We start from the raw sequence: 12791 nt of genomic DNA, 5'->3' as shown, positions 1-12791 counted from the left end.
TACCCTCAGGAAAACGTCTATGTACAAGAAACTGTTGCCCGGGACATTGTGTGCGGCCGTAGCGTTGGGAGCGGTCAGCCTTGCTCAGGCTGAAGGATTGACCCTCGAAGGGAAGCCGAAAATCGCCATGGTGTATATCAGCCCGCGCAATGATGGCGGCTGGACCCAGGCATTCGACGAAGCACGCGTGAAGCTGGAAAAGGATCTGGACACCAAGATCCAGTACGTAGAGAGCGTGCCCGAGAACGCTGCGGCCATTACGCCAGTGGTCGACCGACTTATCGCACGCGGTGCCAACATCATCGTCGGCACTGCATTCGGCTATTCCGACACCTTTCTTGCACTGGCCAAAAAATACCCGAAAGTCGCGTTCCTCAATGGCTCGGGCACCACCAATGCGCCCAACCTCGAATCGTTTTACGGGCGTACCTACGAAAGCCAGTACCTGTGCGGCATGGCCGCAGGTGCGGCCTCGAAGACCGGCAAGCTGGGCTTCGTCGCCGCCAACCCGTTCGGCCAGGTCAACTGGACCATTAACGCCTATGAACTGGGCGCCCGGCAAATCAATCCGAAGGCCACCGTCACGGTGGTCTATACCGGTGCCTGGAACGACCCGGTCAAGGAACGCGCAGCAACCATGGCGCTGATCGACAACGGGGCCGACGTGGTCGGTCAGCACGTCGACAGCCCGACACCGCAAATCGTCGCTCAGGAGCGGGGCATTCACGGCACCGGGCATCATCGCGACCTGAGCGAGTTCGCCCCCAAGGCGACGGTCTGCTCGTCGCTGTGGGTCTGGGATCGCTTCCTCGGGCCTGAGCTGAAGAAAATCATTGCCGGCAACTGGACGCCGCCGGCCAACGGCGCGCTGCTGTCGATGCAGCAGGGCGGCACCGATATCAAGCTGGCTGCGGACGCGATCATTTCCGATGAAGACCGCAAGAAGATCGAGGCCGAGCGCGCCGAGCTGCTGGCCGGCAGGAAAATCATCTACAGCGGCCCGCTGGCCGATCGTGACGGCAAGGAGCGGGTGGCGGCCGGTCAGCAGTTGTCTGACCCGGACCTGTGGAAAATGGACTGGTTCGTCGAAGGCGTGAAGACTCAGCAATGAGTCAGGTCAATGCGCTGCAACTCACAGGTATCAGCAAATCGTTCGATGGCTTCAAGGCGCTGATCGATGCCGACTTCACCGCCTGTTGGGGGGAAGTGCATGCCCTGCTGGGCGAGAACGGTGCAGGCAAGTCCTCGCTGATGAACATCGCCGCCGGGCTTTACGCACCGGAAACCGGCACCCTGCTGCTGGACGACAACCCGGTCCAGCTTCAGGGGCCCAGGGACGCCAGCCGCTACCGGATCGGCATGGTTCACCAGCACTTCAAGCTGGTGAAGCCGTTCACAGTGGCGCAGAACATTCTCCTGGCGCTGCCCGAACAACCTGGCGAAGGCAGCTATCGCAAGCGTCTGCGTGCGCTGGAGCAGGAAATTGTCGGCAAGGCCGAGGCGCTGGGGTTTGCGATTGACCCGGCGCGTACCGTCGACAGTCTTTCAGTCGCCGAGCAGCAACGCGTCGAGATCCTCAAGGTGTTGTTGGCCGGTGCGCGGATTCTGATCCTCGACGAGCCCACGGCAGTGCTGACCGATCAGGAAGCCGAGCGTCTGCTGCTGACCGTCCAGGCATTCGCCCGGCAGGGCGCGGCGGTGGTTCTGGTCACGCACAAGATGGCTGACGTCAAACGCTATGCCGACCGGGTAACCGTGATGCGTGGCGGGCGCACCGTGCAGACCCTGGACCCGCAGAAGGTGAGTGTCGAGCAACTGGTGCAGCTCACGGTAGGCGAATCGGTGCCGGTTGCCGAGCATCAACCGGCGACACCAGGTGAGGTGCGTTTGCAGGTCAAGGACTTGCGCAGTGTTGGCAGCGGCGCGCTCAACGGCGTCAACCTGACCCTGCACGCCGGGCAGATTTACGGTATCGCAGGCGTGGGCGGCAATGGTCAGGCTGAACTGGCCAATGCACTGATGGGGCTGCCGCAAGCCACCGAGGGCGAAATCCATATGACCGGGTTTGGCGATTTGCGCGGTGCGTCGGCCGATCAGCGCCGGCAGTTGCGCATCGCCTCGATCCCGGCCGACCGCTACGGCGCGGCGCTGGCCGGGTCGCTGTCGGTGGCCGAGAACTTTGCCATCGGCAACATCCACAGCGGGCAGTACGGCTCTTTCTGGCGTCTGGGCTACAAGCGTCTGAAACAGGATGCGCAGCGCGCCGTCGCGGATTTCGACGTACAGGGCGTGCGCTCTCTCGATCAGAAAGCTGCGCTGCTGTCGGGAGGCAACGCACAGAAACTGGTGATCGCCCGCGAGTTCAGCCGCGATCCGCAATTGGTGCTGGTGCACAGCCCGAGCCGGGGCCTGGATGTGCGTGCCACCCAGGCAGTGCATGCCCGTTTGCGAGCGGCACGAGATGCGGGCGCTGCGGTGCTGGTGATCAGCGAGGATCTGGACGAAGTATTGGCCCTGGCTGACCGTGTCGGCGTGATGAACGGCGGGCGCATTGTCGCCGAGTTCGCGCACCCTGCCGACCGGCAAGCCATAGGCAAAGCAATGGTGAGCCATGACTGAATCAGTGCAGCCGATGAAATCCGCACGGCAACCTTTGCTGGCGCGGCGCTACACCCTGGAGCTTCGTCAGCAGACCGGCTGGCTGTTGCAAGCGCTGATCATTGCCCTGGCGTTGCTGATCGGACTGGCGATCTGCACCGTGATTCTGATTCTTGCAGGCGTGCCTGCCGACGAGCTGCTCAACGAGTTCGTCGTGCAGACGGTGTTCGATGCGCAAAACTTCAAGGCAGTGCTGTTTCAGGCATCGCCGATGATCATGGTCGGGCTCGCCGGGTGCATGGCGTTTCGGGCGCGTTTCTGGAACCTGGGTCTGGAAGGCCAGATGATCTGGGGCGCGATTGGCGCTACGGCGATTTCGCTGTTTCAGGTGGGCCCGGAGGCTTTGCGTCTGCCGCTGATGATGGCGGCCGCGGTGGTGTGCGGGTTGTTGTGGAGCCTGGGGCCGGTGCTGTTGAAGCTCAAGTGGCAGGTCAACGAGATCATCTCGACCCTGATGCTCAATTACATTGCCGCCAATTTCCTCCTGCATCTGGTGTACGGCAGTTGGAAAGACCCGCGCGACAACTTTCCCTATTCCCCCGCGTTCCAGAGCTTCGAGCGGTTGCCCGACCTGTTTGCCGGTTATAACGCGGCGATCCCTCTGGCGCTGCTGGTCACCGGTCTGACCCTGTGGTTCGTCGGTGTTTCGCGGGCCGGGCTGTACCTGCGCTTCGTCGATGCCAACCCGAAGGTCGCCGGGGCGGTGGGCGTACCGGTGCGCAAGATGATCATCGGCACCGTTCTGCTTTCGGGTGCGCTGGCGGGGCTCGCAGGTTTTGTCGTGACGTCGGGGCAGGAAGGGCGCCTTACTCAGTCGTTCTATCAGGGCTACGGTTTTTCCGGGATTCTCATCGCCTTTCTGGCCCGCAACAATCCAGTGGCCGCAACCGTGGTCGCGCTGCTGATCGCCATGCTGTTCGTGGCCGGGCGCAACCTGCAGGTGTTCTATCAGATTCCGTTTTCGATGGTGCAACTGATCCAGGCGATCCTGGTGATCTGCGTCGCGTCGTCGGACTTTTTCATCCGCCATCGCCTGCGACGCATTCAGGCAGGAGAACGTTGATGGAGCTTATTTCGCACTGGCTGGGCAGCGCACCGGACTTTGCCGTGCCGTTCGCCCTGGCAGCGCTGGGCCTGATTCTCATCGAGCGCAGCGGTGTGCTGGCGCTGGGCGTCGAAGGACTGATGCTGGTCGGCGCACTGGCGGGCATCGGCATGCAGTTGAGCCTCGGCTCGCCTGGCCTTTCGCTGCTGGCGTCGATGGCGGCCGCGGGTCTGGTGTCGTTGCTGTTTGCGCTGATGGTGCTGGTATTACGGATCAACCAGGTGATCGCCGGGCTGGCGCTGGTGTTCTTTTGTCAGGGCTTGACCGGGCTGCTGGGCACTCTGCTGGGCTGGACCAACCGGCCGGTCAGCGGCCTGCAGGCGGTCGAGTTGTGGCCGTTGTCCGAGCTGCCTGTGGTGGGCCGAGTATTTGTGCAGAACCCGGTGGTGTACCTGACCGTAGTGATTTTCATCGCGGTGGTCTGGCTGCTTGATCGCACGCGTACCGGGCTGCGTCTGCGCGCGGTGGGCGAGAACCCGCAGGCCGCCGATGCCGCAGGCATTTCCGTGCTCGGTTATCGCCTGGCGGCGATTGTCGCCGGTTCTGCGTTGATGGGGCTGGCCGGCGGTTTCATTGCCGTGCTCAGCACCAAGATGTGGATCGCCGACATGACTGGCGGGCGCGGCTGGATCGCGGTCTCGCTGGTGATCTTTGCACGCTGGTCGCCCTGGCGTGCGCTGGCCGGTGCCTTGCTGTTCGGCGGTATCGAGGCGCTGATTCCGCAGTTGGCGGCAACCGGCGTACGCCTGCCTCAGTATTTCGTCTTGATGACGCCCTACGCGGTCACCCTGCTGGTCATGGTCTGGGTGGCGAGCGGCAAGCGTCAATCGAGCAGCCAGCCCGGTGCACTGGGCGAACCTTACATTCGCGAGGAACGCCGCTGAGCGATGCACGCAGAAGCCCGCAAGACGGGCGGTTCAGCACGGGTTAAGGAATTTTTGATAACGGGTATGCTCTAATCCGGTTACTAGCGTTCGTCAAAACCAGGAGCTCCTGAATGTTTACCTCGCGTCGTTTGATCATTGTTGCCACCGCCGTAGCCATGCTGTCCGGCTGTGCGACATCCAATCCCTATGACAATCAGGGCCAGGCACAAAGCTCCGGTGGTATGAGCAAAACGGCCAAGTACGGCGGACTCGGCGCATTGGCCGGTGCGGTCGCCGGCGCGGCCATCGATCACAACCATCGCGGCAAGGGTGCCCTGATCGGCGCTGCAGTGGCGGGTGCTGCATCGGCGGGTTATGGCTACTACGCAGACAAGCAGGAAGCTGCGTTGCGCGAGAGCATGGCCAACACCGGTGTCGAGGTGCAGCGTCAGGGCGACCAGATCAAACTGATCATGCCGGGTAACATCACGTTCGCGACGGACTCTTCGGCGATTGCCAGCAGCTTCTATTCGCCGCTCAACAACCTGGCCAGCTCGCTCAAGCAGTTCAACCAGAACAACATTGAAATCGTCGGTTACACAGACAGCACTGGCAGCCGCCAGCACAACATGGACCTGTCGCAACAGCGCGCCCAGAGCGTCGCGACTTACCTGACCTCGCAAGGCGTCGATCAATCGCACCTGTCAGTGCGCGGTGCAGGCCCTGATCAACCGATTGCCAGCAACGCCGATGTCAACGGCCGCGCCCAGAACCGTCGCGTAGAGGTCAACCTCAAGCCTATCCCAGGTCAGCAGTACTGATCGACACCGCTGCGTCCGCCTGACAGCGGACGCAGAGTGACGGCACGATAGTTGAGATTTTACCGTGCCTCACGCTCGTCTCGCCGTCCCGGATACTGCTCATACAGGCTGTCCAGCAGCCGGTCTTTCTCTTCCCATAGCGCATTGATCCACTGCTGGAATTCCAGACGGTATTCGCCGTCCTGGTCGTAGTTTTTGCCGAGAAACTGCTGCGGGATTTTGATCTCTTGGAAGTGGGCAACCACTTCCTTCACGTTGCCGCACAGCAGGTCCCAGTAGCCGGGTTGTCCGCCAGGGTAGTGGATGGTCACATTGACGATCGATTCCAGTTGTTCGCCCATCGCATCGAGCACGAAGGCAATGCCGCCGGCCTTGGGTTTGAGCAGGTGGCGAAATGGCGAGTTCTGTTGTGCGTGTTTGCCGGCCGTGAAGCGCGTGCCTTCTGCAAAGTTGAAAATTCCCACCGGGTTATGGCGAAACTTCGCGCAGGTGCGGCGGGTGGTTTCCAGGTCCTTGCCTTTCTTTTCCGGGTGTTTGGCAAGGTACGCCTTGGAGTAGCGCTTCATGAACGGAAAGCCCAGCGCCCACCACGCCAGACCGATCACCGGAACCCAGATCAACTCCTGCTTGAGGAAAAACTTCAATGGGCGAATACGTCGGTTGAGCACGTACTGCAAGACCATGATGTCGACCCAGCTCTGGTGATTGCTGGTGACCAGATACGAGTGCTTGTAATCCAGTCCTTCCAGACCGCTCAGGTGCCAGCGCGTATGGCACAGCAGTTTGATCCAGGCATTGTTGTTGCCGATCCAGGTTTCATGGATGTGGCTCATCAGCCAGTCGGTGAAGCGCTGTGCCGCAGAGAAGGGCAGGCAGATCTTGAGGATCGTGACCGCGAACAGCACCGTGCAGCAGACGATGGTGTTCAGCGCCAGCAACAGCGAGGCAATGACGCCGCGTAACGGGGCAGGCAGGAAATCCATGAAGGCGATGGCTCCGCAAGTTATCGGAAGCCGCAGACTGCTCTGCGGCATTCGGGTCAGGTATCAGGACAGCGTGTCGGCCTGTATGGCTGTCAGCGCGATGGTGTAGACAATGTCGTCGACCTGCGCACCGCGCGGCAGATCGTTGACCGGTTTGCGCAGACCTTGCAGCATCGGGCCGAGGCTCACACAGTCGGCACTGCGCTGCACCGCCTTGTACGTGGTATTGCCGGTGTTCAGGTCCGGGAACACGAACACATTGGCGCGCCCTGCGACCGCGCTGTCCGGAGCCAGCTGCCGGGCGACCTGTTCGTTGGCGGCCGCATCATACTGCAGCGGCCCGTCGATCAATAGATCGCGGCGGGTTTCGCGTGCCAGTTGCGTCGCTTCGCGGACCTTCTCGACTTCTTCACCACTGGCCGAGTTGCCGCTGGAATAGCTGATCATCGCCACGCGCGGCGAGATGCCGAACGCAGTGGCCGAGTCGGCGCTCTGCAAGGCAATCTCGGACAGTTCGCTGGCGCTCGGATGCGGATTCATGATGCAGTCGCCGTACATCAGTACCTGCTCTGGAAAGAGCATGAAGAATACTGAAGACACCAGCGTGCAGCCTGGCGCGGTCTTGATCAGTTGCAGGGCCGGCCGGATGGTGTTGGCGGTGGAGTGAATGACGCCGGACACCAGCCCGTCGACCTCGTCCAGCGCGAGCATCACCGTACCGATCACCACCGGATCTTCAAGCTGTTGCTCGGCCATGGGGGCGTTCAGGCTTTTGCTTTTGCGCAGCTCCACCATCGGCGCAACGTAGCGTTCGCGAATCAGGTCCGGGTCAAGAATTTCCAGCCCTTGCGGCAGCTCGATACCGTGCGCCTGCGCAACGGCGTGCACTTCCTCGGGCCTGGCCAGCAACACGCAGCGCGCGATACCACGCGCCTGGCAGATGGCGGCAGCCTGAATGGTCAGCGGCTCGTTGCCTTCAGGCAGCACAATGCGTTTGTTGGCCGCTTGCGCGCGCTGGATCAACTGATAGCGAAATACGGCAGGCGACAGGCGCAGCTCGCGAGGTGTGCCGCAGCGCTGGTGCAGCCAGTTGGCATCCAGATGACTGGCAACGAAATCAGTGATGTTTTCCGCGCGCTCGCGGTCATCGATAGGGATTTCCTTGTTCAACTGATTCAGGCGATTTGCCGTGTCATACGAGCCGCTGCTGACCGACAGCACCGGCAGCCCTGCCTGCAACGCGCCGCGGCAGAGCTCCATGATGCGTGGGTCGGGCACGGTATCGCTGGTCAGCAGCAGGCCCGCCAGCGGTACGCCATTTATGGCCGCAAGGCTCACCGCCAGGATGATGTCGTCGCGGTCGCCCGGCGTCACCACCAGCACCCCAGGCTTGAGCAGTGGAACCGTGTTGAGCACCGTCCGCGCACAAATGATGATTCTGGTCATGCGGCGCTGATCGTAGTCGCCTGCGTTCAGCACCTGCGCGCCGAGCAGCTCGGCTACATCGCGGGTACGCGGCGCGTTGAGTTCGGCGCGATACGGAATACAGCCCAGCAGGCGAAAGTCGCCACTGCGCAGCAACGGCGAGTGCTCTTTCAGGCGCGAGGCAAAGACTTCCATGCTCTCTTCGGTGCGCACCTTGTTGAGTATCACGCCCAGCACCTTGGGGTCCTTGGGGCCGCCAAACAGCTGGGCCTGCAATTCGACCCTGCCCGACAGATCGGCGAGCACTTCGTTTTCCGGGGCAGAGACCAGAATGACTTCGGCATCCAGGCTCTTGGCCAAATGCAGATTGACCCGCGCGGCATAGCTCGCGCTGCGGGTCGGGACCATACCTTCGACTACCAGCACGTCCTTGCCGACAGCTGCCTGCTGATAAAGATTGATGATTTCTTCGAGCAGTTCATCCAGTTGCCCATCACCGAGCATGCGCTCGACATGCGCGAGCCCCAGAGGCTTGGGCGGCTTGAGGCCGTGGGTGCGAGCCATCAGTTCGGTCGAGCGCTCGGGGCCCAGATCGCCTGGGTGGGGCTGGGCGATCGGTTTGAAAAAGCCTACTTTCAAGCCGGCGCGCTCCAGCGTGCGCACCAGTCCCAGGCTGATGGAGGTCAACCCCACGCCAAAGTCAGTGGGGGCGATAAAAAAAGTCTGCATACTGGCTTCTCGATTGAGCAGTGCAAGGGGTCGCAGCACATAGGGAACCGCTGCCGACCGAAAAAGTCCGGAAACCGTCTAACGCGATTTCTCTGCCGCAAGACTATCGTTATCTGCGGCGTTCGCACACCAGCCGCAACAAAACGCCTGACCTCCCATCTGACTGCGTTGCCGCGGGTCCAGCACCCAGGGGCGTGACTGCCACGGAGGATCATGACGCAGGTGCTGGGTGTGACCGCACGACAGGAGCGCGAACCAGTGCCCGTGCTCGTCCTGTCTCAAATCGATAACGATTGAACCTTTCAAAGCGGGCCGTCCGTCAGAGTTGCGTTCGCTTTCGGGCGATTGCTTGGTTAAACTTGCCCGTTCTTCAATCTTAAGCAAAAGGTCTTGTCCCCATGCCGATCGCCGCCAATAAGGCTGTCTCCATTGACTATACCCTGACCAACGACGCTGGTGAGGTCATCGACAGTTCTACCGGTGGTGCGCCGCTGGTTTACCTGCACGGTGCAGGAAACATCATCCCGGGCCTGGAAAAGGCACTGGAAGGCAAGGAAGTAGGCGACCAGCTGAACGTTGCCGTCGAGCCCGAAGACGCCTACGGCGAGTACTCGGCCGAGCTGGTCAGCACCCTGAGCAGCAGCATGTTCGAAGGCGTCGACAAGCTCGAAGTCGGCATGCAGTTTCACGCTTCCGGCCCGGATGGCGGCATGCAGATCGTGACCATCCGTGATCTGGAAGGCGACGATGTCACCGTTGACGGTAACCATCCGCTCGCGGGTCAGCGCCTGAATTTCGACGTGAAGGTTGTTGCCATCCGTGATGCCAGTGAAGAAGAAATGGCTCACGGTCATGTTCACGGTGAAGGCGGTCATCAACACTGATTTGCGCTGCTAAGCTCAGGTACTGAAAAGGCGCCCTGGCTGTTCTGCGATGACGACTTTCGTTACGCGTGCGGTCACGGTGCCTTTTTTCGGGTTGTAGCCTGGGGCGACTTGTTTCAAAAGGGGTTCTCATGAGTGCTTTTCACGACATCAAATTGAAAGCGCTGGGTGGCCAGGAACTGCCGCTGGCGAATTTCAGGAACAAAGTGGTTCTGGTGGTCAACGTCGCGTCCAAATGCGGGCTGACACCGCAGTACGCAGCACTTGAAAACCTCTATCAGCAGTATAAGGACAAGGGCCTGGAGATACTGGGGCTGCCGTGCAACCAGTTTGCCGGGCAGGAACCGGGTACCGAGAAAGAGATTGCCGAGTTTTGCGAGCTCAACTATGGCGTGACGTTCACGCTGGGTGAAAAACTCGACGTCAACGGCCCCAATCGTCACTCGCTTTACCGTCTGCTGGCGGGCGAGGGTGCCGAGTTTCCTGGGGATATCACCTGGAATTTCGAAAAGTTTCTGGTCGGCAAGAACGGTGGTGTAAGCGCACGTTTTTCTCCGCGTACCACGCCGGATGATCCTGCAGTGATCCAGGCCATTGAAAAGGCCCTGGCGCAGAGCTGATCACATGGCCGGGGTAGCATTTCGCGCTCGCCCGGCTTTCTTTCGCGCTCGTCGCTTCTGAACTCAAATCAGCCAGATCAATAGTACTGGGCCACTGCTGACGCCCGGCGATATTCTGCGCGCCTGATGGCAATCGACCATTTCACAGGAGTTGCGCATGTCGGCAGAAGCCTTGTTCACGCCTTTCCGTCTGGGCAGTCTGGAGCTGTCCTCGCGTGTGGTCATGGCTCCCATGACCCGCTCGTTCTCGCCGGGGCATGTGCCCAACTCGAAGGTTGTCGAGTACTACCGGCGGCGCGCGGCGGCAGGTGTCGGGCTGATTATCACCGAAGGGACGACGGTCAATCACAAGGCGTCCAACGGTTATCCGAACGTCCCGCAGTTTTTCGGTGACGCGCCACTGGCGGGCTGGCGCAAAGTGGTCGAGGCGGTGCATGCGGAGGGCGGCAGCATCGTCCCGCAACTCTGGCACGTCGGTGCAGTTCGCCGTCCTGGCACCGAGCCGGACGGCAGCGTGCCTGCCTACGGTCCGATGGACAAGGTCAAGGACGGTCAGGTGCTGGTGCATGGCATGAGCAGGCAGGACATCGACGAGGTCGTGGCGGCCTTTGCCCAGGCTGCCGCCGATGCCAAGGCGATTGGCATGGACGGTGTCGAAATTCATGGCGCTCACGGTTACCTGATCGACCAGTTCTTCTGGGAGGGCAGCAATCAGCGCAATGACGAGTACGGCGGCAGCCCCGCCAACCGTTCACGTTTTGCCCTCGAACTGATCAAGGCCGTGCGCGTCGCAGTGGGGCCGGACTACCCGATCATTTTCCGTTTCTCACAATGGAAACAGCAGGATTACACCGCGCGCCTGGTGCAAACGCCCGAGGCGCTGGGCGAATTCCTGCAGCCTCTGGCCGACGCTGGCGTGGACATCTTTCATTGTTCTACCCGACGTTTCTGGGAGCCCGAGTTTGAAGGCTCTGACCTGAACCTGGCGGGCTGGGCGCGCAAGCTGACCGGCAAACCGACCATTACTGTCGGCAGCGTCGGACTGGACGGCGAGTTCCTGCAATTCATGGTCAACACCGACAAGGTCGCTCAACCGGCCAGCCTGGAGAATCTGCTGAAGCGGCTCGGCAACGATGAGTTCGATCTGGTGGCGGTGGGGCGTGCGCTGCTGGTCGATCCGGATTGGGCACTGAAAGTGCGCGAGGGACGCGAGCAGGACATCCTGCCCTTCAGTCGAGACGCACTGACGACACTGGCCTGATCTTCTTGCTGGCTGCCGGTCTGATCCCTTTGACGGTTGCAGTGTTCTGGCTCGGGCAGGCCTCGCGCAATTGACGCTCGAACTGATCGATGACCGCCGTCCAGCCCTGGCGACTGGCATGTTGCCGGGCATTGAGGCGCACGCGGCGCAGGGTCTCGCTGTCCTCCAGCAACCAGCGCGCCGCGTCGATGAACGCCGCCTCATCACCCGGCATGGCCAACGCACCGTTGTGGCCGTGACGGATGTGCTGTCCGGCTGCGGCTTCATCGTAGGCGACCACGCCCAGGCCTGAGGCGAGTGCTTCGAGAACCACGTTGCCGAAGGTTTCAGTGAGGCTGGGGAACAGAAACATATCGGCCGAGGCATAGTGCGTCGCCAGCACCTCGCCGCGCTGGGTCCCGCAGAAAATCGCATCCGGGATTTGCTGCTCCAGCTGCGGGCGTTGAGGCCCGTCACCAACCACGACCAGTTTCAGATTACGCTGGGGGTAACTGTCCTTGAGCGCCTCGAAGCAGGCTTTGAGCAGGCTCAGGTTTTTTTCGGGGGCAAGGCGGCCAACATGCAGGACCGCTACATCATTGGCTTGCAGACCCCAGCTTTCGCGCAGAGGCTGCGAGCGTCTGGACGGGCTGAACAATTGACTGTCGACGCCGCGCGACAGCAGCTCTATCCTCTCAAAGCCACGCCGCTCCAGCTCGACCTTCTGACTGATACTCGGCACCAGCGTCATGCGCGACCGATTGTGGAACCAGCGCAGGTAGTGCGTCAGCAAGCGGGTGATGAAACCCATGCCGTACTGCTGCGTGTACTGCGGGAAGTTGGTGTGAAAGCCACTGATCACCGCAATCCCCAGACGCCGCGCTGCGCGCAGTGCCGAGAGCCCCAACGGACCTTCCGTGGCGATGTACAGCACATCCGGCCGACGCCGTTGCCAGCGCCGTAGCAGCTTGTGCATCGACGACTGACCCCACTGCAAGCCCGGGTAACCCGGTATCGGCCAGCCCCGGCAGAGCAGCAGGTCCTCTGCAGCACCCGCGCCGATCTCGTCGTTCTGACGTGGCCGGACCAACTCGACCCGATGCCCGCGTAACCGCAACCCTTCGCACAGCCGCCCCAGGGTATTGGCGACGCCGTTGATCTCGGGAGTAAAGGTTTCAGTGATCAGGGTGACATTAAGAATTTGGCTCATGAGAGCAGTGTCGACCGATTACATTTCGGTTATGTGGCGGTTATGTGATGGATTGGTGATAGGGCATCAGGAAAGTGAGCAAGTTGGTTTGAGGGGGCGTGGAGTAGCTAATAGGCAAACGCAGGGTCTGTACAATGAATTTAATAAAGTTCACGATAAAATTTATTGGCTTCCTACAGATGTCTACATTGTTTCCTAAAGGACTGTAGTCCGCTCTAATGCGTATTGATATTCTCTGCTTGCCTAGTAA

Annotated in this window: 12 protein-coding genes; 8 read left to right on the top strand and 4 right to left on the bottom strand. The window is 61.1% G+C overall.

Annotated features, from left to right (window positions below; translation table 11 throughout):
* The first annotated feature begins 19 nt into the window (after window positions 1-19).
* The 5 genes from BLR20_RS10525 (at window position 20) to BLR20_RS10505 (ending at window position 5450) form a co-directional block, all read left to right on the top strand.
* Window positions 20-1111: a BMP family ABC transporter substrate-binding protein gene (locus BLR20_RS10525; RefSeq protein WP_054993151.1), complete on the top strand. Its 1092-nt coding sequence runs from the start codon at window positions 20-22 to the stop codon at window positions 1109-1111.
* On the top strand, window positions 1108-2619 hold the full coding sequence (locus tag BLR20_RS10520; RefSeq protein WP_010437651.1) for an ABC transporter ATP-binding protein: 1512 nt from the start codon (window positions 1108-1110) through the stop codon (window positions 2617-2619). The genes BLR20_RS10525 and BLR20_RS10520 overlap by 4 nt, the downstream gene beginning before the upstream one ends.
* Window positions 2612-3721 (top strand): ABC transporter permease, encoded by a 1110-nt coding sequence (locus tag BLR20_RS10515; protein ID WP_032615877.1) that lies wholly within the window; start codon window positions 2612-2614, stop codon window positions 3719-3721. Before BLR20_RS10520 ends, BLR20_RS10515 begins: the two co-directional genes overlap by 8 nt.
* Window positions 3721-4647 carry an ABC transporter permease gene (locus BLR20_RS10510; protein ID WP_032615876.1) on the top strand — a complete coding sequence of 309 codons (927 nt, stop codon included), beginning with the start codon at window positions 3721-3723 and terminating at the stop codon, window positions 4645-4647. The genes BLR20_RS10515 and BLR20_RS10510 overlap by 1 nt, the downstream gene beginning before the upstream one ends.
* 113 nt (window positions 4648-4760) lie before the next feature.
* Window positions 4761-5450, top strand: a complete 690-nt coding sequence (locus tag BLR20_RS10505; RefSeq protein WP_003433676.1) for a YiaD family glycine zipper/OmpA-like lipoprotein — start codon at window positions 4761-4763, stop codon at window positions 5448-5450.
* 59 nt (window positions 5451-5509) lie between these two features.
* On the opposite strand, the gene BLR20_RS10500 is transcribed toward BLR20_RS10505, so the two are convergent.
* From BLR20_RS10500 to BLR20_RS10490, 3 genes are all read right to left on the bottom strand, one after another.
* Window positions 5510-6433: an acyltransferase gene (locus BLR20_RS10500; protein ID WP_054993152.1), complete on the bottom strand. Its 924-nt coding sequence runs from the start codon at window positions 6431-6433 to the stop codon at window positions 5510-5512.
* Window positions 6434-6496: 63 nt separating this feature from the next.
* Window positions 6497-8587, bottom strand: coding sequence for a phosphate acetyltransferase (gene pta / locus BLR20_RS10495; protein ID WP_003408730.1), 2091 nt, complete (start codon window positions 8585-8587; stop codon window positions 6497-6499).
* Between the two features lie 78 nt (window positions 8588-8665).
* Window positions 8666-8971: a DUF3565 domain-containing protein gene (locus tag BLR20_RS10490; protein WP_162235655.1), complete on the bottom strand. Its 306-nt coding sequence runs from the start codon at window positions 8969-8971 to the stop codon at window positions 8666-8668.
* A 14-nt stretch (window positions 8972-8985) separates the two neighbouring features.
* Here BLR20_RS10490 and BLR20_RS10485 point away from each other — a divergent pair, with 14 nt between their 5' ends.
* The 3 genes from BLR20_RS10485 (at window position 8986) to BLR20_RS10475 (ending at window position 11352) form a co-directional block, all read left to right on the top strand.
* Window positions 8986-9471, top strand: coding sequence for an FKBP-type peptidyl-prolyl cis-trans isomerase (locus BLR20_RS10485; RefSeq protein ID WP_003365497.1), 486 nt, complete (start codon window positions 8986-8988; stop codon window positions 9469-9471).
* 131 nt (window positions 9472-9602) lie between these two features.
* On the top strand, window positions 9603-10091 hold the full coding sequence (locus BLR20_RS10480; protein ID WP_010437644.1) for a glutathione peroxidase: 489 nt from the start codon (window positions 9603-9605) through the stop codon (window positions 10089-10091).
* Window positions 10092-10248: 157 nt separating this feature from the next.
* Window positions 10249-11352 (top strand): NADH:flavin oxidoreductase, encoded by a 1104-nt coding sequence (locus BLR20_RS10475; protein WP_054993153.1) that lies wholly within the window; start codon window positions 10249-10251, stop codon window positions 11350-11352.
* On the opposite strand, the gene BLR20_RS10470 is transcribed toward BLR20_RS10475, so the two are convergent.
* The gene (locus BLR20_RS10470) at window positions 11321-12541 is read right to left on the bottom strand and encodes a glycosyltransferase family 4 protein (protein ID WP_054993154.1); all 1221 of its coding nucleotides are present in this window, start codon (window positions 12539-12541) and stop codon (window positions 11321-11323) included. The two genes, BLR20_RS10475 and BLR20_RS10470, sit on opposite strands and share 32 nt — an antisense overlap.
* Window positions 12542-12791 lie beyond the last annotated feature (250 nt).

This window comes from Pseudomonas congelans (genome assembly GCF_900103225.1).
GTDB lineage: Bacteria > Pseudomonadota > Gammaproteobacteria > Pseudomonadales > Pseudomonadaceae > Aquipseudomonas > Aquipseudomonas congelans.
This window is presented reverse-complemented; position numbering and strand designations above follow the sequence as displayed.